23 protein-coding genes and 1 pseudogene are annotated in these 21,721 nt (G+C 39.3%); 10 read left to right on the forward strand and 14 right to left on the reverse strand.

Annotated elements, in window-relative coordinates; genetic code table 11:
• Window positions 1-129 precede the first annotated feature (129 nt).
• From JOC74_RS14860 to tcyA, 3 genes are read right to left on the reverse strand one after another with little or no spacing between them, the layout of a single operon-like run.
• Window positions 130-873: an amino acid ABC transporter ATP-binding protein gene (locus JOC74_RS14860; protein ID WP_053605436.1), complete on the reverse strand. Its 744-nt coding sequence runs from the start codon at window positions 871-873 to the stop codon at window positions 130-132.
• A gap of 12 nt (window positions 874-885) precedes the next feature.
• Window positions 886-1,587 (reverse strand): amino acid ABC transporter permease, encoded by a 702-nt coding sequence (locus tag JOC74_RS14865; RefSeq protein ID WP_053605437.1) that lies wholly within the window; start codon window positions 1,585-1,587, stop codon window positions 886-888.
• Entirely contained in the window at window positions 1,574-2,377 is an 804-nt protein-coding gene (gene tcyA / locus JOC74_RS14870) for a cystine ABC transporter substrate-binding lipoprotein TcyA (RefSeq protein ID WP_053605438.1), read from the reverse strand. Before tcyA ends, JOC74_RS14865 begins: the two co-directional genes overlap by 14 nt.
• A 218-nt stretch (window positions 2,378-2,595) precedes the next feature.
• Between tcyA and JOC74_RS14875 the strand changes: the two genes are divergently transcribed.
• Window positions 2,596-2,790, forward strand: a complete 195-nt coding sequence (locus JOC74_RS14875) for a DinB family protein (RefSeq protein ID WP_082364244.1) — start codon at window positions 2,596-2,598, stop codon at window positions 2,788-2,790.
• 79 nt (window positions 2,791-2,869) lie between these two features.
• Here the strand turns inward: JOC74_RS14875 and JOC74_RS23625 are convergent, their stop codons facing one another.
• The 4 genes and pseudogenes from JOC74_RS23625 to JOC74_RS14890 all read right to left on the reverse strand — a co-directional run bounded on the left by JOC74_RS23625 (window position 2,870) and on the right by JOC74_RS14890 (window position 4,527).
• On the reverse strand, window positions 2,870-3,049 hold the full coding sequence (locus JOC74_RS23625) for a DUF2568 domain-containing protein (protein WP_245212978.1): 180 nt from the start codon (window positions 3,047-3,049) through the stop codon (window positions 2,870-2,872).
• A gap of 79 nt (window positions 3,050-3,128) precedes the next feature.
• Window positions 3,129-3,209 (reverse strand): annotated as a pseudogene (locus tag JOC74_RS24335) (hypothetical protein); the annotation flags it as partial.
• Window positions 3,206-3,895: an MBL fold metallo-hydrolase gene (locus JOC74_RS14885; protein WP_053605440.1), complete on the reverse strand. Its 690-nt coding sequence runs from the start codon at window positions 3,893-3,895 to the stop codon at window positions 3,206-3,208. The gene JOC74_RS14885 and the pseudogene JOC74_RS24335, both read right to left, overlap by 4 nt.
• Window positions 3,892-4,527 carry a TetR/AcrR family transcriptional regulator gene (locus JOC74_RS14890; protein WP_053605441.1) on the reverse strand — a complete coding sequence of 212 codons (636 nt, stop codon included), beginning with the start codon at window positions 4,525-4,527 and terminating at the stop codon, window positions 3,892-3,894. The genes JOC74_RS14885 and JOC74_RS14890 overlap by 4 nt, the downstream gene beginning before the upstream one ends.
• 585 nt (window positions 4,528-5,112) lie before the next feature.
• On the opposite strand from JOC74_RS14890, the gene JOC74_RS14895 reads away from it, so the two are divergent.
• The 7 genes from JOC74_RS14895 to JOC74_RS14925 all read left to right on the forward strand — a co-directional run bounded on the left by JOC74_RS14895 (window position 5,113) and on the right by JOC74_RS14925 (window position 12,399).
• On the forward strand, window positions 5,113-6,078 hold the full coding sequence (locus JOC74_RS14895; protein WP_053605442.1) for an amidohydrolase family protein: 966 nt from the start codon (window positions 5,113-5,115) through the stop codon (window positions 6,076-6,078).
• Window positions 6,068-7,345 carry a sugar ABC transporter substrate-binding protein gene (locus tag JOC74_RS14900; RefSeq protein WP_053606193.1) on the forward strand — a complete coding sequence of 426 codons (1,278 nt, stop codon included), beginning with the start codon at window positions 6,068-6,070 and terminating at the stop codon, window positions 7,343-7,345. The genes JOC74_RS14895 and JOC74_RS14900 overlap by 11 nt, the downstream gene beginning before the upstream one ends.
• Window positions 7,346-7,399: 54 nt before the next feature.
• Window positions 7,400-8,323 (forward strand): carbohydrate ABC transporter permease, encoded by a 924-nt coding sequence (locus JOC74_RS14905; protein ID WP_053605443.1) that lies wholly within the window; start codon window positions 7,400-7,402, stop codon window positions 8,321-8,323.
• A gap of 19 nt (window positions 8,324-8,342) precedes the next feature.
• Complete coding sequence (locus tag JOC74_RS14910) at window positions 8,343-9,161, forward strand: carbohydrate ABC transporter permease (RefSeq protein WP_053605444.1); 819 nt, start codon at window positions 8,343-8,345, stop codon at window positions 9,159-9,161.
• A gap of 75 nt (window positions 9,162-9,236) precedes the next feature.
• Window positions 9,237-9,791 (forward strand): GrpB family protein, encoded by a 555-nt coding sequence (locus tag JOC74_RS14915; protein ID WP_053605445.1) that lies wholly within the window; start codon window positions 9,237-9,239, stop codon window positions 9,789-9,791.
• A gap of 264 nt (window positions 9,792-10,055) precedes the next feature.
• Complete coding sequence (gene trhO, locus JOC74_RS14920; RefSeq protein ID WP_053605446.1) at window positions 10,056-11,018, forward strand: oxygen-dependent tRNA uridine(34) hydroxylase TrhO; 963 nt, start codon at window positions 10,056-10,058, stop codon at window positions 11,016-11,018.
• Window positions 11,019-11,196: 178 nt separating this feature from the next.
• Window positions 11,197-12,399, forward strand: a complete 1,203-nt coding sequence (locus JOC74_RS14925) for an ornithine--oxo-acid transaminase (RefSeq protein ID WP_053605447.1) — start codon at window positions 11,197-11,199, stop codon at window positions 12,397-12,399.
• A gap of 37 nt (window positions 12,400-12,436) precedes the next feature.
• On the opposite strand, the gene JOC74_RS14930 is transcribed toward JOC74_RS14925, so the two are convergent.
• The 4 genes from JOC74_RS14930 to JOC74_RS14945 all read right to left on the reverse strand — a co-directional run bounded on the left by JOC74_RS14930 (window position 12,437) and on the right by JOC74_RS14945 (window position 17,746).
• On the reverse strand, window positions 12,437-13,228 hold the full coding sequence (locus tag JOC74_RS14930; RefSeq protein WP_053605448.1) for an SDR family NAD(P)-dependent oxidoreductase: 792 nt from the start codon (window positions 13,226-13,228) through the stop codon (window positions 12,437-12,439).
• Between the two features lie 213 nt (window positions 13,229-13,441).
• Entirely contained in the window at window positions 13,442-15,133 is a 1,692-nt protein-coding gene (locus JOC74_RS14935; protein WP_053605449.1) for a glycoside hydrolase family 13 protein, read from the reverse strand.
• A gap of 72 nt (window positions 15,134-15,205) precedes the next feature.
• On the reverse strand, window positions 15,206-16,438 hold the full coding sequence (locus tag JOC74_RS14940; protein ID WP_053605450.1) for an MFS transporter: 1,233 nt from the start codon (window positions 16,436-16,438) through the stop codon (window positions 15,206-15,208).
• A 315-nt stretch (window positions 16,439-16,753) separates the two neighbouring features.
• On the reverse strand, window positions 16,754-17,746 hold the full coding sequence (locus JOC74_RS14945; RefSeq protein WP_053605451.1) for a LacI family DNA-binding transcriptional regulator: 993 nt from the start codon (window positions 17,744-17,746) through the stop codon (window positions 16,754-16,756).
• Between the two features lie 220 nt (window positions 17,747-17,966).
• On the opposite strand from JOC74_RS14945, the gene JOC74_RS14950 reads away from it, so the two are divergent.
• Together JOC74_RS14950 and JOC74_RS14955 are read left to right on the forward strand one after the other, a co-directional pair.
• Window positions 17,967-18,704 (forward strand): sulfite exporter TauE/SafE family protein, encoded by a 738-nt coding sequence (locus JOC74_RS14950; RefSeq protein WP_053605452.1) that lies wholly within the window; start codon window positions 17,967-17,969, stop codon window positions 18,702-18,704.
• A 14-nt stretch (window positions 18,705-18,718) separates the two neighbouring features.
• Window positions 18,719-19,060 (forward strand): YunG family protein, encoded by a 342-nt coding sequence (locus tag JOC74_RS14955; protein ID WP_098945268.1) that lies wholly within the window; start codon window positions 18,719-18,721, stop codon window positions 19,058-19,060.
• A gap of 35 nt (window positions 19,061-19,095) precedes the next feature.
• Here the strand turns inward: JOC74_RS14955 and JOC74_RS14960 are convergent, their stop codons facing one another.
• The 3 genes from JOC74_RS14960 to JOC74_RS14970 all read right to left on the reverse strand — a co-directional run bounded on the left by JOC74_RS14960 (window position 19,096) and on the right by JOC74_RS14970 (window position 21,713).
• Window positions 19,096-19,755: a carboxymuconolactone decarboxylase family protein gene (locus tag JOC74_RS14960; RefSeq protein ID WP_053605453.1), complete on the reverse strand. Its 660-nt coding sequence runs from the start codon at window positions 19,753-19,755 to the stop codon at window positions 19,096-19,098.
• A gap of 292 nt (window positions 19,756-20,047) precedes the next feature.
• Window positions 20,048-21,412: a PTS ascorbate transporter subunit IIC gene (gene ulaA, locus JOC74_RS14965; RefSeq protein ID WP_053605454.1), complete on the reverse strand. Its 1,365-nt coding sequence runs from the start codon at window positions 21,410-21,412 to the stop codon at window positions 20,048-20,050.
• A gap of 34 nt (window positions 21,413-21,446) precedes the next feature.
• On the reverse strand, window positions 21,447-21,713 hold the full coding sequence (locus JOC74_RS14970) for a PTS sugar transporter subunit IIB (RefSeq protein ID WP_053605455.1): 267 nt from the start codon (window positions 21,711-21,713) through the stop codon (window positions 21,447-21,449).
• Between the last annotated feature and the right edge of the window lie 8 nt (window positions 21,714-21,721).

A 21,721-nucleotide genomic window follows, 5' to 3' on the forward strand; every position in this document is an offset into this window, starting at 1 on the left:
TTCCTCTATATTTTATTGTATAGAGGGTTTTTCTATTGAAAAAGATGTAAAAAGGCCACATCTTAGATTCATTAGTAAGGATTCTAAGATGTGGCAGATCTTCTTTTTCAGTAGTTTCCATTTTCCAGATCAAAGAGGATTCAAAATCCTGTGCAGAAAGCGCTTGGTGCGCTCTTCCTTAGGGGAGATGAGCACCTCGCTCGGAGGACCTTGTTCGACGATTACCCCTCCATCGATAAAAATAATCTCGTCTGCAATCTCCTGGGCAAATTTGATTTCATGCGTGACGACAGCCATTGTCCAGCCTTCGTTAGCCAGGTTTTTCATGACCGTAAGAACCTCGCCAATAAGCTCTGGATCCAAAGCAGAAGTCGGTTCATCAAAAAGCATCAGTTCGGGCTTGATTGCGAGCGCCCGTGCAATGCCGACGCGTTGCTGCTGTCCGCCGGAAAGCTGAAACGGATATAAGTCCAATTTATCCTCTAAACCAACCTTTTCTAACAATTGGATAGCTTCTTTTTTGGCTTCCGCTTTGTTTTTTTTCTGAACCTGAACCGGACCTTCCATTACATTTTGCAATGCCGTCCGATGCGGAAACAAGTGATAGGCTTGAAAAACCATTCCGGATTTTTTTCTGAGACGAAGCAGGTCTGATTGCTTGTTCTTTTCAGAAAAATCGATGGAAAAATCATCAAAAGAGAGAATGCCTTGCTCGGGAGTCTCCAGGGCGTTTAAACATCGTAGCAATGTCGTTTTCCCTGATCCGGACGGTCCTAAAATGGCAATGACTTTTCCTTTTTTTATTTCAAAATTAATGTTTTTTAATATGGTGTTATCGCCAAACGATTTTTGTAATCCACTTACGGATAACATTTACGGACCCTCCTATCTTGCTGTAAATCGGTCAAGATACCGTTCGATATGATGCTGGACAAGTGATAAAAGAAAGCAAATAATCCAGTATATAAATGCGGCTAACATGTAAATATAGACAATTTGATCGAGATGAGTCGCACCGATTTCCTGGGATTTTCTGAACAGTTCAGTCACCAAAATCTGTGATGCAAGTGACGTATCCTTGACCAAACTGATAAAGGTGTTGGATAAGGGCGGGATCGATACCCTCATGGCTTGCGGCAAAATAACGCGAAATAAGGTTTTTCTATAAGACATCCCTATCGTATAGCCTGCCTCCCATTGTCCTTTCGGTACAGAAAGAATAGAGGCGCGAATAATTTCTGACGCATAGGCACCCACATTTAAAGAGAATGCGATAATCGCTGTTGGATACGGGTCAATGTAAATGTTAATTTCAGGAAGTAAGTAAAAAATGATAAACAATTGCACCAATAGAGGTGTTCCCCTAATCGCTGAAACATAAATACTAAAAATCCACCGGAGAATTTTCACCTTGGAAATCCGGGCAAAAGCTGTCAGGAGTGCAATAATCAATCCGACAATAAATGAAATAATAGTTAAGGGAATCGTATATCTGATTCCCTCTAGTAAAATTGGCCAAAATGATTGCTGCATTAAATCCCATGGAATAGCAAATCCGAAAGTTTGGAGATCCTTAATTAGAAACATCTTCACCAAACCATTTCTCTGATATTTTTGAAAGTGTTCCGTCTTCTTTCATTTCATCCAAAGCTTTATTCACTTGTTCAACTAACGTATCACTGCCTTTACGGAAGGCAAAATAGGTTTCTTGTGGTTCGCCGGTTTCAAAAGCTATTTTTACATTTTTATTTTTTGACGTTGTTAGATAATTAAGTACAGCTAGTTTATCATTAAACGTTACATCTGCTCTTCCTTGCTGAATGAGCTGTAAAGCCTGGGCAAGACCTTCCACGCCTTGTACATTGGCGCCTGCTTCTTTAGCGATATCGTTGTAGTTACTTGTCAATGATTGAGCTGATGTTTTTCCTTTGACATCTTCTTCAGATTTGATACTGTTGTTATCGGCTTTCGTAACGACGACAGCTTTAGAAGTTGTATATTTTTCAGAGAAATCATATTGGTCTTCACGGCCGTTTTTACCGACTTGATTGGCAACCAAATCAAATCGCTTGCTGTTTAGCCCGGAAAACATACTGTCCCATTGAGTTTCTTTAAACTCGACCTCAAGATCAAGCCGTTTGCCGACCTCTTTGATAACTTCCACATCATAACCGGTCAATTGGTTTTTTTCATCGTGGAAGGTAAACGGTGCGTAGGTTCCTTCTGTTCCAACGGTTAACACACCTTTATCTTTAACTGCTGTCCATAAGTCTTCATTTTTATTACTGTCTTTCTCTGAAGAGTTATCAGCATTTCCACATGCTGTTAATGCTGCAAAAAGCATAATGAACAGGATGGTAAATAGTCCTTTTTTCATGATATACCTCTTTTCTTATTGGTTTAGACCGTTTAATCTTTCTGACCAATTGTAAATTATAAAACACCTTCCTACATTTTGCATAGGAAATGCTTATTTTTTATTTTTAGCTGATTTTTTTCTTGTATAGTATGTGATAGATTCAATACTTTAAACGCTAGTTAATTTACAGGAATTGCTTTAAGAATATTTTTTAGAACGAAAATCTTTTTCACCGCATGGATTCTGTACTAAACGTATTTCTTTCTCACTTCAGGACAATGGATCTGACGGATTGGAGAAAGCCTCGTGTGCTTGCCGATTATGATGTCACGCCTGAGTGGGTCGTCTATCATCTGATTGAACACGAATCATATCATAGGGGCCAGATTTTTCAGCTGCTGTCCCATATAGAAAAACAGGAATCTTTTTGAATAAAGTTCCCTAAAAATAAGCAGAAAAAAAGATCGAATAATGAATGCTTCTTCGATCTTCTTATTTAAATCGCATGTATCAAAACCCCAGCCAATAATCCAACCCAATCACAACGAGAACAACGATGAAAAAAATGATAGCGAGTGTTTTCTGTCCGGCAAAGTATAAGGCGGCTGCTGCAGCACCGAAAATAACAAGCTTCAAGAGAATTCCTATTGGAACAGAAACGGGAATTGTTGCTTTTGGAGATACGAACATTCCCCAAAAGATGGCGACAAGCAACGGCGTGCCGATTCCCAACGATCAGTTTGACAGCTAATCCTTTATCGAGCTGAAAGCCCCAATAAACAAATGCTACTAAAGCCGAGAGTTCTAAAAGAAAAAGGATGGCTAACACGGTATATTCTATGATGATCATATGGAGAGGCTGCTTATTTCTTTACCAAAGTTCTGAAGGTATTCGTCTAAGTGATCGGCGGGCTGAAATACTGAATTCCCGTGACAGACCTCCAATCGCTTCGGTTTCAATTTCCTGACGATCGTGCTGCTTTTGATCGCTTCATTCATATCGGCTGTAAACATTGGCATGGGCCGGTGAAGCTTCCCTTTTTTAGAGGTGAAGAGATCACCTGCGAGCATTACTTCATTCTTTTCGTGATAAAAAACGACATGCCCCGGTGAATGGCCAGGTGTAAGGTAAGGGGTGAGTTCTGCCATCCTAGTTAAGTTTCCGTGCTCATCTTCAGGAAGTGCTTTGGCTATCTCTTTTGAAACGGATTGGGCGGCTTTTTTTCGGCGTGGATAAGGCAGTTCTCCGTCCATATACGGGATTTCGATTCGATGCGCATAAACCGGGACATTTGCTGTTTTTAAAATAGAAGAAATCGCCCCTGTATGATCCGAATGGCCATGCGTTAACAGAATTCTTTGAAGTGGTCCGGCCTGCAGCTCATCAATAAATGATAAAATGCTTTTAGCCATCGAAGGTATGCCTGCATCAATGAGTGTGACTCCATCGTCATCAGTAACGATCCACACGTGAACCGGGATTATCATCCACGTTTTCAAGCTCCAAATATGCTCTGAAATTTGTTGTTTTTTCATTTTTCATCTGCTCCCTGATTTATTTTTTCTTTAAAACCAAAAAGAATGACATCAACGGCTTCATCAAAGGTTGATGATAATCTATTCATCAATTCTTCGACTGATTCATTCGAATAAGTGTAAGTGCTCACGGTTCCATGGAGGTTATAGAAAAAAATACGCGTAAATGTTAATAGCTGTTCGTTTTTCGGTATAGAGAGACATTCCTGAATGACGCTCATCAATAAAGCAAACATATTGTTGCGAAGTTTATTAATTTCGAGCTTTGGATCTTTCTCATCGATCCTGGTAGATTGTGCGGCGATAATGATTGTGTACATGTTTTTGTTCTGTAAACAAAAATGGATAAATTTATGGCTGATTTGTTTCAATCTGTCTTCTGGGGTTAAAGCATCATGCTGTGCGATTTGTTCCATTTGCTTTTGCAATTTGAGCAATGAAGGCATTGAAAGCTGGTGGAGCAGAGCTTCCTTATCCTTAAAATAAATATAAATCGTCGTATGTGAGCAGCCTGCTTTTTTCGCGATTTGCCGCATCGTTACTGTGTCATACCCCCGGTCGGCAAACAGTTCCTTTGCAGCAGTAAGGATATTATTTTTTGTTTCATCTGAACGCTGGTCAATTTTAGTCATTGATGAGAATTCTCCTTTTATCCCGCATTAATGGGCAGTAAGTCCCCCGCCACAAAGCTGTCGGCAGGTGAACAGGCGGGGGACGGCTGCCTGTAAAAGCCAATTGGTTCACCTAACATGTACGGAGGCTATTCTTCGAAACCCTTGCTGGTTGAAGGGGTACTTTATAACCATTGGTTACTAACCTATGGTTATAATATAACCGACGGTTACCAGAGAAGTCAAATTATTAACTTAATACCAACTTGACTTATAGGAATAATATAATTAATATTGGTAACATATTCTAGTAAACACTTTTGTAAAGAATCTCGCATAACTGAACGGCTAATAATATAGAGGTGATGCTGTAAAGAAATAGATTTAATTTTTATAGGAATCAATAAAAGAAGATTTGATAATCGATATGTCTACATGAGTGATGTTACAAAATATTGAGGAATTAGATGATTATCCAAAACAATGTTTTTGTCCGCATGTCTGTTGGGGGAAAGTTGTGAAAATATTCGAATGGTGTGTGGAATTAACGGGTATAGTTACAGCCCGCTTTCATGTTACATAATTTTAGTAAGGGATGGGAACTTCATGTTATTTAAGGCCCCTTTTAGAGTAGTTGATATTCATGGACATTTGCCATACTCTCTTTCTTTTATCACAAAAAACAAAGTGGTTAATGAGTACAACAAAGACCGTTCCGACCGAATGAAACTTACTTGGGATTTCCCGAACACAAAACAAGAAACCGAACAAAATGATCTTGAAGCTCCTCTCATTGAGCGTTGGGAAAAAGAACTTGACGCCTATCAAATTGATACTCTGAATTTTTTAACGGCAGAAAGTAATGACATAATGGCTAGTTATATTAGATTCAACCCCTCAAGATTTACCGGCTTTGCTTACCATTCGATTGAAAGAGAGGATGCTCATCTTGAATTAAAGCGGGCAGTGGAGGAACTGGGATTGAAGGGATATAAGCTATTTGGCCCGCTTGTTAATAAGGATTTCCACGATCCGTCTCTTAAAAAAGTTTGGACATACTTAGCAGATAAGAGATTGCCAGTTTTAATCCATTTTGGTTTGTTGGGAAGAGCAGGGGGGATTGTCAATCATCAAAACATCAGTCCCCTTTCAATTTTTCAAGTAGCTAGAGAGTATCCTGAGATACCCATCATCATTCCGCACTTTGGTGCAGGTTATTTTCAAGAGCTGCTTCACCTTTGTTGGAGCTGCCCGAACATTTACATTGATACTTCGGGATCAAATCAATGGGTGAGATGGATGCCATACCATCTTGATTTGGAAATTTTGTTTCGTAAAACCTTTGAATTGATTGGATCGAAACGGATCATTTTTGGAACAGATTCAAACGGATTTCCAAGAGGGTACGTTTATAGATATCTCCAGGATCAGGTCCGAACGTGCAGAGAGATGAATATGCGCGAAGATGATCTTGAAAACATTTTTGGTAATAACGCCAGATATCTATTGGGAATTGAGAAGAAAGACCGTAACAATTATAAAAGGGGGAAAGAAGTTGAAAATGAATTATAAATTAATCCTGTTGTTAGCTTTTTCAATATTACTTTTTACAGGATGTTCAAGTAAAGACACAGCAAGTTCGGGTAGCGACACTGTTGAAATTGAATACTGGCAGTATTCTTTTGATTCAAAAGTTCATTTAATGGATGATCTAATTAAACAATTTGAAGAAGAAAATCCGGGTATCAAGATTAAGCAGACAACGTTTCCGTATGAACAGTACAACCAAAAAATTGCAGCATTAGTCCCCGCTGGGAAAGGGCCGGATGTTATTAATCTGTATTATGGATGGTTGCCTAAATATGTGAAATCAGGCTTTTTACAGCCTTTGCCTAAGGACGATTTTCCACAGGAGCAAATTGAAAGTGAATATTTCCCATTTATTCAAACGTCAAAGCTGGATGGTGAATATTATTCGCTTCCTACTGCTGTTCGCACACTAGCTCTTTTTTATAACAAAGATTTATTCAAAAAAGCCGGTTTGGATCCTGAACATCCTCCGACAACATGGGATGAGCTAATCGATATAGGCAAAAAGCTAACGGTAAGGGACAAGAATGGAAAACTGATTACAGAAGGGCTTGCCTGGCAGCCTGAAGCCCAACTGCACACCTGGTTTAGAGACGGCCTTCTCTATCAGGCAGGCGGAAAAGACCAAAGTGATGATTACAAGAAAATTCTTTGGGACGACAATAACGCTGGTTTAGAAGCATTTAAATATTTAGTCGAACTATCAACCGTCCATAAAATAGGGGAGAAAGACTTTTATACCGATGACTCTACAGCTTTCAAAACAGGTAAAGCCGCTATGAATATTGATGGCTCCTTTCGCTTAGGAGATTTAAAGAAAGGGGCTCCCGATTTAAATTATGGTGTGGCACCTCTTCCTTCCTATAAAGAAAAAGCCACACCTGCAACTTACTGGGCAAATGGAATAACCGCAAATGTAGATGGGAAAAAACTAGAGGCATCCGTAAAGTTTTTGCAATTTTTAGCGAGTGACAAAGTCATGGAAAAATGGTCTGATGAAATTGGCGAGCTCCCGGCCAAGAAAGAAGTCGCACTGCAAGACAAGTATGTAAATGATCCGATTATTGGATCTTTTGTCAACCAGTTGCCTGATGGGAAATCTCACTTCTTTATTGATGAAAATGTGGAAAGGCAGTATATCCTCGACGCAATAAATAAGGTTCTGCTAAAACAGACTAGTGTTGAAGGTGCATTTGCAGAATTAGAAGAAAAAACCCAAAGCTTGTTTGATGAATATTGGAATCAGTAGAAAAACAAAGAGAGAACTTTTTTAATTTCTCTCTTTTAATAGGGGGGAAACAAATTGGACTATGTCGGACAAAAACGAGCCAAAAGCAAATCGAAAATCTATCGAATGACCCTTACCCAGCAAAAATACCTGTTTGTTTATGGTAGCTTGGCGATTCCATTGCTGTTTTTTATTTCCATCCGTTTTTTTCCCATGCTTTACACGTTTAATATCGGTTTTAGGGAATGGAATATTATGTCTCAGGATAAGCCGTTTGTTGGCTTAAATAATTATGTTCAGTTATTTCAAGATCCTGTTTTTGGTAAGGCGTTGAGTAATACTTTGATTTACGTTGTCATAGGTGTATCTCTTCAATTGATAGTAGGACTGGCCATTGCTTTATTACTGCAAAAGATCAATAAGTTTCAAGGACTGTTTCGGGTGCTCTATTTTATTCCTTATATCACGAGTGCGGTAGCCATTAGCTGGGTGATTAAGTGGATTTTTATGAATAATGGAATCATTAATGATATTTTGTTGAGTATCGGTTTCGAAAAGCAATTGTTTCTTCAATCCCCTGATCAAGCTATTTATATCGTAATTGCAACCATCATCTATCAAGGGCTTGGTTTTCAAATAATTATCTTTTTGGCCGGACTTGAAAACATCCCGACTATTTATTATGAAGCGGCAGATATTGACGGGGCTGGAGCATGGAAGAAGTTTTTGCATATAACCATTCCTCTGCTGAATCCAACGATTGTTTTTTCCGCTATAATAGCAACGATCAATTTTTTACAAAGTTTTACTCAGGTAGAAAATATGACAGGAGGAGGACCGCTTAACTCAACGATTACCATTGTTCAATACATTTATCAATTGGCTTTCAGTCAGTTTAAAATGGGATATGCTTCTGCGGCAACCGTTATTCTCTTTTTGATCATTTTTATGATCACTATCTTTCAAACAAAAGTGCTAACCAAAAAATTTGAATATTGAAAAGAAAGAGGTGAGAAACATGGCAGCTAGCCAAAAGGCATTGCAAATTGTTTTCTATATTGTGTTAATGTTTGGCGCAATTCTTATGATATTTCCTTTTCTATGGATGATTTCTACCTCATTCAAAGTACCGGCAGAAATATTTTCATTTCAATTGATACCGGAAAATCCAACGATACAAAACTACATTAGAATTTTTACTGACACGTTATTTGGCAGATGGTTTCTAAATAGCCTGTTCATTGCTTCTTTAACTACACTTAGCGTGGCTTTTTTTGATACTTTAATAGGATATATTTTGGCTAAATTCTCCTTTGTTGGACAAAAGGTCATTTTTTTTGCAATTCTAAGTTCATTAATGGTTCCAACAGAAATGCTGATCATACCTTGGTATATCATGTCTTCCCAATTGGGGTGGGTAGATACGTACTGGGGTATCATGTTTCCTGGTGTTATTTCGGCATTCGGTATTTATCTAATGAAACAATTTATCGAATCGATTCCCGATGATTTGTTGGATGCTGCACGAATTGATGGAATGAGCGAATTTGGCATTTTTATAAAAATTGTTATTCCACTTGTCAAACCAGCAATATCCGCATTATGTATTTTTACTTTCTTGGGAAACTGGAATGCGTTTCTGTGGCCTCTAATCATCAGCCAATCAGAAGATGTTAGGACGTTGCCAGTAGGGTTGGCTTTTTTTTCAAGTGAAAACGAATCAAATTGGGAAATGGTAATGACGGGTGCTGCTCTATCGGTCATTCCTTTAATACTTGTTTTCCTGTTTTTCCAAAAGCGAATTATTAAGGGAATCACTCTTACAGGGTTAAAATAAGGTTATGTTAAACTACACTGTTACAAATTTTCGTTCTGTAATAGGGTTAAATTGTCGTTCGGAGATGATTTACCTGTGAACCTCAAGAACAACAGTAACTTTCCTGTTTGGGCAATAGAATCAGTAGAAATAAAAAATCCTGATCCTGTGTGGATCATAAAAGGTAATGAGGAAAGACAGAAACTATATAAACTGCTTTCTATTTTTGGTGTTACTGAGATTGAGCATATTGGGAGCACTTCCATACCTAATTTGCCAGCTAAACCGATCATTGATTTAATGGCTTCAATTCCATCTATGGAGCAAATTAACGAAATGGCACAGAAATTAGTTTCCTATGGATGGCATTATGTGCCACCCGAATTAGATAATCGGCCATGGAGAAGATTTTTTGTTAAGGTGAAGAACGATAAGCGTGCCGCACATCTGCAGCTCATGTTGAAGGGAGAAGAGCGGTGGCGAAAACAACTTTTATTCCGAAACACTTTAAGAGCGAATTCTCATTTAGTGGAAGAATACGCAATCCTTAAAAGAAGATTGGCAAAAGAATTTGCCAATGATCGAGAAGCGTATACGGAAGCAAAGGCGGAATTTGTAAAACGTGTGCTTTTAATGGATCACAATAGTTAAATTTACCGCTTTTCAATGGTGGTTCTTTTGAGCCAAAATTAACACTCAGATATAATAAAGCCTAAAAAGAATTCTAAAAAGGACTTAGAACTTGATCCTTATTGAAAAAATGTATTTACTAAAATGGGGACAAATCAATATTTTAAAATGAAAAGTGGTCTGATATCTCTGTTTTTCCAGAAAAAATATTTTTCCTGTGTCAATTTTTGTTGTATGATAAAGGATAGTAGTTTTTTAAATTAAAATTGAACAGGGTGTTTAATTATGGAATATAGAGTTTTACTTTATTATAAATATGTCCCAATCGAGGATCCTGAGCAATTTGCCATCGATCATCTGGAATTTTGCAAAGAACTCGGTTTATTAGGACGAATTCTCGTTTCAGAAGAAGGTATTAACGGTACTGTCTCAGGAACGGTTGAGCAGACTGAAAAATATATGCAGGCTTTAAGGGAGGATCCGCGCTTTGCTGATACCGTGTTTAAAGTGGATGAAGCAAGCGGCCATGCCTTCAAGAAAATGCACGTTCGCCATAAAAAGGAACTTGTCAACCTTAGCTTAGAGGATGATGTGAATCCACTCGAAATTACGGGAAAGCATCTAAGCCCGAAGGAATTTTATGAAAATATGCAGCAAGAAGATACAGTTGTGATTGACGCGCGTAATGATTATGAATACGATCTTGGGCACTTTAGAGGAGCGATTAGACCTGATATTAAGACCTTCCGTGAGTTGCCTGATTGGATTCGCGATAACAATGAAGTTCTTGAAGGAAAAAAGATTCTTACCTATTGTACAGGCGGGGTACGTTGTGAAAAATTCTCAGGATGGCTGTTAAAAGAAGGCCATCAGGATGTTTCTCAGCTGGATGGCGGTATTGTCACTTACGGCAAGGATCCCGAAGTGCAAGGTAAACTCTGGGATGGGCAGTGCTACGTATTTGACGAACGAATTAGTGTTCCAGTCAACCGCGTAGAGCATGTCATCGTCGGTAAGGATTATTTCACCAGTGAACCGTGCGAACGATATGTAAACTGTGCCAATCCTGAGTGCAACAAGCAAATCATCTGCTCAGAGGAGAACGAGTACAAATATATGCGCAGCTGCAGCCACGAATGCCGTGTGGATCCGCGCAACTTATATGTGAAAGAGCATGAAATGACAGAAGAAGAGATAAGCGCAAGACTTGCGGAAATCGACAGAGAAAATAAAGTAACGTCCAGGTAAAGCGGACTTTTTAAGATGCGGGATAAGAGATACCTTTCTTTTATCCTTTTTTATTTGCCTCAAATTTTTAAAATCGTCTTGTTGAATCTTTTGTTATTCTTTTTTACTATTAAAGGAAACAGGAACGTCTGTGACATAAGCTATACTGTAACGGAATTTGTGGAGGGGGATTTAAAAAATGGATTCGATTAGAAACGAAACGGATAAAATCATCCAACAAACCGAGGAATACGGAGCGAATAACTATCATCCTCTGCCGATCGTTATTTCTGAAGCAGAAGGGGTATGGGTGAAGGATCCTGAGAACAATCAGTATATGGATATGTTAAGTGCTTATTCTGCAGTCAACCAGGGGCATCGCCATCCTAAAATCATTCAAGCTTTAAAAGACCAGGCAGATCGCGTGACATTGACTTCACGGGCATTTCACAACGATCAGCTTGGTCCATGGTACGAAAAGATTTGCAAGTTAACGAATAAAACGATGGCTCTTCCTATGAATACAGGTGCTGAAGCAGTTGAGACAGCTGTGAAAACAGCCCGCCGCTGGGCATATGATGTCAAAGGGGTTGCCGAAAACAAGGCGGAAATCATCGCTTGCGCCGGAAATTTTCATGGCCGAACCATGACTGCCGTTTCTCTCTCCTCGGAGAATGAATATAAAAGAGGCTTTGGGCCGATGCTGCCGGGCATAAGAATCATCGATTACGGAGACATCGAAGTATTACAAGCAGCAATCACGCCAAATACTGCTGCTTTTCTTGTTGAACCGGTTCAAGGAGAAGCTGGAATTGTCCTTCCGCCTGAAGGATTTCTTCAAAAAGCAGCTGAAATTTGCAAAGATAATAACGTTTTATTTATAGCAGACGAAATTCAAGTCGGCTTGGCAAGAACGGGGAAAATGTTCGCCTATGAATGGGAAAACATTGATCCTGATATTTTGATCTTGGGAAAAGCTCTTGGCGGCGGTGTTTTCCCGATTTCTTGCGTAGTCGCTAACAAAGAGGTTTTAGGAGTTTTTAATGCCGGATCACACGGATCAACATTTGGAGGAAATCCCCTCGCTTGTGCTGTTTCGATCGCCTCACTTGAAGTGATCGAAGAGGAGGATCTCGTCAAACGGTCACTTGAGCTTGGCGGGTACTTTAAACAAAAATTAGCGGAAATCACTCATTCTCATATTAAAGAAATTAGAGGAAGAGGATTATTTATCGGCATGGAGCTTCATGAACCTGCCCGTCCGTATTGCGAAAAATTAAAGGAAGAAGGGCTGCTGTGCAAGGAGACGCACGATACAGTCATCCGTTTTGCCCCGCCTCTTGTCATCTCTAAGGAAGAGTTGGATTGGGCGATTGCAAAAATTAAAAAGGTATTTGCTTAAGTAAAAAGCGTAACCAACCCGGTTACGCTTTTTACTACTACAAGGATCTGATAATCCCGCCTTCAACCCTTTGGGCGGATCCGTTTATTGCTGAGGCTTTTCCAGAAGCCAGATACACAATGGTGCTGGCAACCTCCTTAGCCGTGGCATAACGCTGCAGGAGCGATGTTGGCTCATTCACTTTAAAATAATCTTTGACAAAGGTGTCTAACTCTTCATTGGCAGCTTGTGCAGCACCCTTCATATAGTTTTCGACGCCTTCTGTCCAAGTAGGGCCGGGCAATACGGAATTAACGGTGACATTGGTGCCTTTCGTCATTTCCGCCAGTCCTCTTGATAAGCTGATTAACGCAGTTTTTGTCATCGAATAAGGAATCATTTGCGGCAGAGGCTTCACTCCCGCTTCACTTGCCAAGTTTAAAATACGTCCGGAATCCCTTTTAAGCATAAGCGGCAGAAAATGACGGCAAAGGCGTACCGCGCTCATGACGTTTACTTCGAAGTAACGGAGCCATTCCTCATCCGACACTTCAGTAAAATCCTTCACCTCAAAAAAGCCCAGATTGTTTACAAGTACATCAACTTCACCAATGTCAGATGCTTTTTCGACAAAGGATTTGCTCTCGTCTTGATTAGCCAAGTCTGCTGCGATTCCGTGTACAGTACCGAAGGAAGAAAGCTCCTCTACTACTGCAGAAACTTTTTCTGAAGAGCGTCCATTAATAATCACCGTTGCTCCTTCCTCAAGAAAAGCCTTGGCTGCAGCCTTTCCAATCCCAGCAGTTGAGCCTGTTACGATGACGAGTTTATTTTTTAGTTGTAAATCCAATATGCATTCATCCTTTCTATAATTGGCTAGTTTAACGCAGGCTTAATGAGTTTCGCTATCATTTTGCTTTACGATAAGTTGGCAGGAGTAGCTAATAATATTCTTTTTACAAAGACTAAGCAAATATGTATTGATTGAAGAATGTTAATGATTTTATCTAACCAAATAAAAAACCAGCTGGGTTCAATTCTTGAACCCAGCTGGTTACGAATACTAATTTTCCGATTTTAATTGAAATACCCTTGCTTCAAAAGGTCTTAATAGGTTGGTTTCCATCGGTTCATTATTTTCAGCTGAATAATTACCAATAAGCAGTGGCGTTTCATTGATATTGATAGGAGATGGAAGGTGTAGCGGTACAGTTTTATCGGAAAAGTTAAGAATAACAATGATTTTTTCATTCCCTAATGAACGTGTATAAGTCCAAAGGTCTTTATCATCAGGCATCAGGTTATCATATGAACCGTGTAACAAAACTTCATTGTTCTTTCTAAGTTGAATAAGCTGCCGATAATAATGAAACACAGAATTACTGTCGGTTAGATTGTTTTGAACGTTAATTGTTTGATAATTGGGATTGATACTCAGCCACGGTTCATGTTCCGAGAACCCGGCGTTATTGCCATTATCCCAATGCATTGGAGTACGTCCGTTGTCACGGCTGCGGCGCCAAATTGTTTTTAGTGCTTCTTCCTCCGAATACCCTTCTTCCACAGCCTGTTTGTATTGGCCGATCGATGCAATATCATTGTAATATTCGATTGAAGGGAAATTTACATTCGTCATTCCCAGCTCTTGTCCTTGATAAATAAAAGGAGTTCCTTTTAAAAGCATATAAAACGTGGCCAATAATTTTGCTGGAATAGGTCCATCGACATGTTGTCCTAGAAAATGATTAATAGAGCGCGGCAAGTCGTGATTTTCAATATAAAGCGGACTCCATCCAATTTGATTAATAACTTCTTGGCTTTCAGAGATTACTTTCTTTAGCCCGGAGAGAGGACGGTCAAGCGGTTTGTACCATTTTCCGTCTTTATCTAAATCGATGTCCACATGTCCAAATTCAAAGAGCATGTCGAAAACGCCATTATCGCCGACATAGTCAGGTAAATCCCTTGCTAAAACACCGGGCGCTTCAGCAACAGTAAATATATCTTGATTAAAAGCTTTTTTCTTTAATTCATGTAAATGTTCGAGTAATCCTGGTTGATTTAATGTTCCGATATCAACAGGTGATAGGCCATCAGAAGAATCTGAAGGGAAATCATCCATCATATCACTTTTCTTAATAAAAGTAATCGCATCCAGCCTAAAGCCTGCAATACCCTTTTTTAGCCAAAAATGAATCATTTCATATAATGCTTCTCGAACCTCGGGATTATCCCAATTCAAATCCGGCTGTTTTTTAGAGAATACATGCAGATAGTACTGACCCGATCTTTCGTCATATTCCCATGCGGAGCCGCCAAATTTAGAACGCCAGTTATTTGGAGCAGACCCATCGGTTTTAGGATCTCGCCATATATACCAATCGCGTTTTTTATTGTCTTTGCTTTTTCTCGACTCGATAAACCAAGGATGTTCATCGGATGTATGGTTAAGGACCAAATCCATGATAATAGATATCTCTCGCTTTTTAGCTTCCGCAATTAAACGGTCCATATCATTCATTGTTCCGTACTCAGGCGCTATGTCCATGTAATCGGAAATATCATACCCATTGTCATCCATCGGAGAACAGAATACAGGGTTTAACCAAATAACATCGATCCCCAATTCTTTTAGATAATCCAATTTTTCAATAACACCGTTAATATCTCCAATTCCATCATGATTTGTGTCTTTAAAGCTTTTCGGATAAATTTGATAAATCACGCTATTTTGCCACCATTTTTTACTTTGCATTGATTATATCCTCCATTTTCATTGTTAGGTTTGATTGTTAGAAATATTGCCGGTTTCAATTATCAGCAAAACTTAAGCGCTTCCCTTGCTAATCGAACGAGACGGAACGATGTTTTTATGACTGCTTAATAACGTAAATGCTCCAAACAAAGTAAAAGCAAAAACGATTGCTCCCATATACAGGTATGTTTGTCTAAAACCAATCTGATCATAAAGCGATCCGACAATAGGCGATAGAACCGCAGTTCCAATCTGTGTAGAAAACTGAAAGCCTATTAAATAAAGTACTGAAGACAACCGAGTATCGAAATGTTCCGCAAGATATTTAAAAATGGCTACTAACATAGTTGCAAGCTCAAAGGCATGAATTAATTTAATAAATGAAATGCTATAAGGGTCAAAAACCAAGCCTGATCCGATCATTCTGAATGTCATAATACACCCTGCAAGTATCAGGCTGTTTTTAGCTCCAATTTTATTAACCAAAAATGGTGCCAGAAACATCGTCCCTGCTTCTAGAAAAATCTGAAGAGAATTTAAATATCCAAAAACTTGATTTCCCAAATCTGATGTCGGGAAAAGTGAAGCATAATATAAAGGAAATTGCTGGTCAAAAACCGTATATACACACGCTGATCCTAGCATAAAAATCATAAATACCCAAAAGTCTTTCAGCTTGAAAAGGTTTCCCATATCCTTGAGCGTAACAGATTCCGCTTTTTCAATTTCAATTTCATTCATTTCTACTTTTGTAAAAAAGAGAATAAAGATTAATAGTATGGCAGAGAAGGAAGCCATCCAAAAGTTAATATTTGGATCGAAATTAAAGATTCTCCCGGCAATGAAAGCAGCAGCAGCAGATCCCACTGAGCCCCACATCCGAGCGCGTCCAAATTCGAATTTGTATTTCCGGCTTACTTTTTCAATGTAAGATTCGATAGCTGCACAACCAGCAAGAAAAGTGAGCCCAAGGTAAAAACCTCCGACTAGTACACCAAACCAAAAATTCCATTTTAAAAGGGGGCCGTATACATAAATAAAGAAAGGGCCTGCCAAAACAACCAATAAACTTATAGTGTAAAGCAACGTTTTTTTCAATCCAATGCGATCTGATACGTAACCGTATAAAGGTTGGAAAGCCATGGTAAAGACAGCGTTTGCAGAAAAGATTATGCCAGTTTGAACACCGCTTAGTTTGATGCTTTGGCCAAGCCAAATGGCAAAAAATGAATAACACAATGCGTAAGAAAAGAAAAAGAAAAAGAAATACATACTAAGCTTCCAATAAATGATTCTTTTATTCATATGTGTCACCTTTCCCGTCAGGTAGTCATGCATTACTACCCGATAAATGATGGAAAACGCTTTCTCTGATTTAGATTTTACTGAAACCGATTTCATATGTCAATAATTTTTCCATGGATGATCAAGTCGTGATTATACTTGTTTTATTTTATTTCATGATCTATTTGTAGCTTAGGATTTATATGATATCGATTTCATAATTAGAAAGGAATACCCTGAATATAAAAAGGAATTCCCTTGGATACTAATCAACATCAGGATATCGACTTATTAAGCTTTAGGATACAAATAGGAGGGTGAAATCGATTTCTTATTTCAAGTTGATTTACGAACTACGAGTTGGATCGGTAATTCATAGGTTTGCACCTTAAATTCTGGATTCTTTAAGAGGTCGATTATTATTTCGATCGATTTTTTTCCCATTTGTTCTACCGGTTGTTTAATTGTGGTTAATTTAGGGTTTAATAACTCTGCGAGAGGTTGATCATCAAATCCCATAACCGCGATGTCGTCTGGGATTCTTAAACCGCATTCAATTGCTTCCATCATGATTCCGCCGGCAATTTCATCACTTCCTGTAAATACTGCTGTCGGGCGATCGTCCATTTTTAGAATATTTTTCATGACCTGTTTTCCGTCTTCAACCGTATGTTTATTTACAAATATCAGCTCTGGCTCCACTTCAATCCCTGATTCTTTCAAAGCTGTTTGAAAGCCTTGATTCCGGTCTTTATCTTTTCCTTGCTCTGCAAAAAGACCGCCGGTACAATAAGCGATCCTTTTATGGCCTTTTTCGATCAAATGTTTAATTCCAATGTATGCTCCTTTGTATTGGTTTAAATGAATCATTGGAACTTTAGAATTTTCGATATATTCGTTACAAAGCACGATAGGTCCGTATTCTATATAAGACTCTATTGCTTGCCATTCGTTTTCAATCGATGTCATGATGATCCCATCAACTTGTCTGTTTTTGAGTAAGTTTAAAAAAGCTATTTCTTTGTCCCTGTCTTCATGACTTTGACAAATAAGAACTTGATAACCTTTACTGTATGCGGCTTGTTCAATCGAATCTACCAGGTAAGCGAAAAAAGGATTAACGATCCGAGGAACTATGACGCCAATTGTAGTTGTAACTTGGCCTCTTAATTTTCTTGCGGAAGGGTTTGGAGTATAGCCAATCTCTTTCATTGTCTTCAGTACCAGATCTTTTTTTTCTTTTGAAACATAGGAATGGTTATTTATTACACGTGATACCGTTGCTTTCGACAATCCAGATAATTTTGCAACGTCGGATATTGTAGGCATATGTGCTTCCCCTTTCACCAGTAAGAACTTACACAATTTTATTTTATCAATGACCGGTCATAACCGCCACACCGGCATGTTATTACCTATTGAGAAAGTCGGTTAGTTTTGCGAATCGCTGGATTAATAAAGAAGATATTTATTTTATAAGAGTTTCAGGTTTATAATAGAAAAATTAGAACTGTGTACAGCTGTATTCCATCTTTTGGAGGCAATATTTATGCTAATTATTCTAACGATGTTCGCTTTAGGAATCTTGCTTGGATTTGTAGGCGCAGGCGGGGCAGGATTTATTATTGCGCTTTTAACGGTCGTATTTCATATCCCGATACATACAGCCCTTGGAACTTCACTCGCAGGAATGGCATTTACAAGCTTTTCGGGAGCTTTCAGCCACTACAGAGAAGGAAACATAAACATAAAAACGGGGCTGATTGTTGGTGTGTTCGCAGCGGTTGGAGCTTTCATCGGAGCTAAAATCGCTTTAGTGATACCTGAGCATATTTTACACTATTTTACTTCCGCTATGTTATTTTTATCAGCCATCCTCATGTTTGTTAAATTGTTTTTTAAAGACAGTAAGGAAGAAAAGAGGTTAAGCGAGCCGGATATGTGGATTAGAAGTATTTTCTTAGGAATCATTTCAGGAATCCTATCTGGAACGTTTGGTATAGGTTCTGCTCCCTTTATCCAAATCGGGTTGCTAATTCTGCTGCAACTGTCTATTCGCCAATCTGTCGGAACGACCATGCTTGTCATCCTACCTATTGCAATTGGAGGAGGATTTGGCTATATCACGGAGGGTGCTGTGGACTTTATACTGCTTCTGCAAATATTAATTGGTACCATGTGCGGATCTTACATTGGAGCGAAATTCACAAATTTAGCGCCGAAGCCAATGCTGAAAACGGCCTTATTTCTCACACCTGCAATTGCTGGAGTTATCCTTTTGCTATAGGAGGAAGAGAACAAGTGGATAGAAAAATAAGAAACATATTATTTAAAGCGTGGTCTTTTGAATCGAGTTCACAATGGAGCAAAGGTAACCCGGCAAAGGGGCAATGCGGGGTTACAGCATTAGTTATTAATGATTTATTCGGGGGAGACATTTTTAAGACGAAAACTGAGGGAGGCTGGCATTTTTACAATCTGATAAATGGTGAACGCTGCGATTACACAGAATCACAATTTACAAAACCCATTCAGTATTTAGATGTTGTTTCCAGCCGACAAGAGGCATTTGCCGATACAAATGAAAATCAATACATGTATTTAAAACAAAAAGTGAATCTGCTGCGATCAAGTTATAAATAAAAAAGCCGAATTGTCCGCAGTTGGACTTTCGGCCATTATTTCTCTTCTTCGTAGCTTTGAATCAAATTCACCATATGGGCGTAGGGACCTCCGGCAAGTACAGCCGATGTTACCAGGATCGCTTCGGAAAGCTCCTCTTTTGTCGCTCCAGTTTTTTCTGCTTTTTTCGTATGAGCATCAATGCAATACGGACATTCAGTAACATGGGCGGCACCGACGGCAATGATTTCTTTCAGTTTTGCGCTTAATTTGCCCTCTTTCATGGCTGCTGCACTGAAATCGGAATAGGCTTTATACCCATCAGGTGCCCATTCTTTTAAATTGTTAAGCTTTTTCACATTGGATTTGTCATAGAAAGCATCAGGGGCATTTGGATCCGAAGCATTTTGCATGTGAGAGCTATGCGCGACTGCACCGCCTGCTTCCAGTGCAGATGCAACAAATACCGCTTCCACCAATTCTTCAAGAGAAACTTCCTCCGCTTTCGCCGTCCTCGTATGAATATAAATGGAATACGTGTCTTCCTTCGCATGAGCGATTGCAACCGCAATGATTACTTTTTCTTTTCTCGATAAAGCGCCCTCTTGTAAGACCGTGCTGTTAAATTCCGAATAAGCATGCAATTGCTCAGGAGCTAGATGCTTCAATTGATTAAGCTTTGTTAGATTTTCTTGTTGATATAAGCTGTTTGACATGGGACCCACCCTTTCCTTGTTATACTATTTGTGTTTCTTTGGCGAATTATTCCTGTGTTGGGGCGATTGTATAATTAATTGAAGGAACTGTGCAAATTTGAAGTGTAATTGTTCAATTATTTAAAGAAACTGTTTAATTAATTAATGTACCTGTGCAATTAGTTAGTTCAATTGTTCGATTAGTCAAAGGAACTGTGCAATTAAGGTACCCATCTGTGCAATTCGTTGAACTACGATGAAAAAAATAGATGATTCGCAGCACGGGTTTAGCGGCTTTGAATCATCCATCTACTTAAGCTGACTCAGTCTGTTCTTTTGTACTTTTTCTAGTTTTCCAACCAAGGGCAAACAGCAAGGCAAGGATTGCTAACACAACAATGATGAAAATCAGATTCGATTGAATAGTGTTTATCATCTGGCCAAGTATGATCCCGACCAAACCGAAGTCTGCGTCGCCAAACGTCGTGCTTTGGAAACCGAGTCCACCGAGTACGGGAAGCAATAACGCCGGCAAAAAGCTGATCAGAATCCCGTTAGCCATGGCACCAATAATCGCACCACGTCTTCCTCCAGTTGCGTTTCCGAAGACTCCGGCTGCTGCTCCCGTAAAGAAATGGGGAACGAGACCGGGTACAATGACAGCTAAACCAAAGACCGGCAATAACAGCATACAAATGAGTCCGGAAATAAAGCTGAACATAAATCCTAAAATGCTCGCATTGTTGGCGAACGGAAAGACAGCGGGAGCATCCAGGGCCGGCTTGGCATTTGGCACCATTTTATCTGCAATCCCTTTAAACGCAGGGACGATTTCTCCGAGCAGCATCCGCACACCGGCTAAAATGATGTACACGCCAGCAGCGAAAGTAAGCCCTTGCATTAATGAGAAAATCAAGTAGTTTTGCCCGTCGCTAAGCTCTGACTCGATAAACTGTCCTCCGGCAAATAAGCTGACGACGAAGAATAAGATAACCATCGTTAACGAAACTGCAACCGTTGTGTCACGAAGAAAGCCGAGTGATTTTGGAACTTTAATTTCTTCGGTTGATTTTGAGTTGCCGCCAACTCGTTTGCCCAGGAATCCGGCAACGAAATAACCGATTGAACCAAAATGGCCGATTGCGATATCATCCGATTTTGTAATTTCTCTCGTATAAGGCTGTAATAAAGCAGGAAACAAAACCATTAATGAACCTAAAATAATTGCTCCGAGGATAATCAACGGAATCCCTGTAATGCCGCCAGTTGTGAGGATAACTGCAATTAAGCAAGCCATAAACATAATATGGTGACCGGTTAGAAAAATGTATTTAAACGGCGTGATTCGGGCTAAAATGATATTCACAATCATCCCAAACAGCATAATCATTGCCGTTTCCGCGCCGAAGCTTTCTTGCGCGACAGCGACGATTGCTTCATTGTTAGGAATGATGCCGTCTACATGAAAAGCATGGTTGAACATGCTGCTGAACTTATCAAGCGAGCCAATAATGACGGTTGCGCCGGCACCTAAGATGACAAAGCCAAGAACGGTTTTGAGTGTGCCGGAGACTACGTCGGCTGCCGATTTTCGCTGAGCTAACAGCCCAACTAATGCAAACAGCCCGACTAATATTTCCGGTGTGCCGAGAATATCGTTCATAATGAGGTCAATCATCAACGTTTCCTCCTTTTCCTTATCTTGCTGTTACTTAAAGATTGTTTTCCAAGGCATGCCGGAGCTCATTTTTATCCAATAAGTTTTTTAATAAAGCAACATTACGAGAGCCATCTGCGATATTGCCGAGAATATCCTCAGATCCGATGTACAGATCAGCCGGTTCCGTTTTTGCAGTAGTTAGATCGGTATGGGAGACGTCAGCTTCAACATTCATTTCTTTTAATATCGCCTTGACGTTCATCTCTACGATCATTGAGCTTCCTAATCCATTTCCACATACAACTAATATTTTTTTCATCTTAAATC

This window comes from Bacillus capparidis, from assembly GCF_017832095.1.
In the GTDB taxonomy this organism is placed as follows: domain Bacteria; phylum Bacillota; class Bacilli; order Bacillales; family Bacillaceae; genus Bacillus; species Bacillus gobiensis.

Excerpts from the sequence above, each read along its gene's own strand:
- JOC74_RS14860 (WP_053605436.1), bottom strand. The coding sequence starts at position 873 with ATGTTATCCGTAAGTGGATTACAAAAATCGTTTGGCGATAACACCATA.
- JOC74_RS14865 (WP_053605437.1), bottom strand. The coding sequence starts at position 1,587 with ATGTTTCTAATTAAGGATCTCCAAACTTTCGGATTTGCTATTCCATGG.
- tcyA (WP_053605438.1), bottom strand. The coding sequence starts at position 2,377 with ATGAAAAAAGGACTATTTACCATCCTGTTCATTATGCTTTTTGCAGCA.
- JOC74_RS14875 (WP_082364244.1), top strand. The coding sequence starts at position 2,596 with ATGGATTCTGTACTAAACGTATTTCTTTCTCACTTCAGGACAATGGAT.
- JOC74_RS23625 (WP_245212978.1), bottom strand. The coding sequence starts at position 3,049 with ATGTTCGTATCTCCAAAAGCAACAATTCCCGTTTCTGTTCCAATAGGA.
- JOC74_RS14885 (WP_053605440.1), bottom strand. The coding sequence starts at position 3,895 with ATGAAAAAACAACAAATTTCAGAGCATATTTGGAGCTTGAAAACGTGG.
- JOC74_RS14890 (WP_053605441.1), bottom strand. The coding sequence starts at position 4,527 with ATGACTAAAATTGACCAGCGTTCAGATGAAACAAAAAATAATATCCTT.
- JOC74_RS14895 (WP_053605442.1), top strand. The coding sequence starts at position 5,113 with ATGTTATTTAAGGCCCCTTTTAGAGTAGTTGATATTCATGGACATTTG.
- JOC74_RS14900 (WP_053606193.1), top strand. The coding sequence starts at position 6,068 with ATGAATTATAAATTAATCCTGTTGTTAGCTTTTTCAATATTACTTTTT.
- JOC74_RS14910 (WP_053605444.1), top strand. The coding sequence starts at position 8,343 with ATGGCAGCTAGCCAAAAGGCATTGCAAATTGTTTTCTATATTGTGTTA.
- trhO (WP_053605446.1), top strand. The coding sequence starts at position 10,056 with ATGGAATATAGAGTTTTACTTTATTATAAATATGTCCCAATCGAGGAT.
- JOC74_RS14925 (WP_053605447.1), top strand. The coding sequence starts at position 11,197 with ATGGATTCGATTAGAAACGAAACGGATAAAATCATCCAACAAACCGAG.
- JOC74_RS14935 (WP_053605449.1), bottom strand. The coding sequence starts at position 15,133 with ATGCAAAGTAAAAAATGGTGGCAAAATAGCGTGATTTATCAAATTTAT.
- JOC74_RS14940 (WP_053605450.1), bottom strand. The coding sequence starts at position 16,438 with ATGAATAAAAGAATCATTTATTGGAAGCTTAGTATGTATTTCTTTTTC.
- JOC74_RS14945 (WP_053605451.1), bottom strand. The coding sequence starts at position 17,746 with ATGCCTACAATATCCGACGTTGCAAAATTATCTGGATTGTCGAAAGCA.
- JOC74_RS14950 (WP_053605452.1), top strand. The coding sequence starts at position 17,967 with ATGCTAATTATTCTAACGATGTTCGCTTTAGGAATCTTGCTTGGATTT.
- JOC74_RS14960 (WP_053605453.1), bottom strand. The coding sequence starts at position 19,755 with ATGTCAAACAGCTTATATCAACAAGAAAATCTAACAAAGCTTAATCAA.
- ulaA (WP_053605454.1), bottom strand. The coding sequence starts at position 21,412 with ATGATTGACCTCATTATGAACGATATTCTCGGCACACCGGAAATATTA.
- JOC74_RS14970 (WP_053605455.1), bottom strand. The coding sequence starts at position 21,713 with ATGAAAAAAATATTAGTTGTATGTGGAAATGGATTAGGAAGCTCAATG.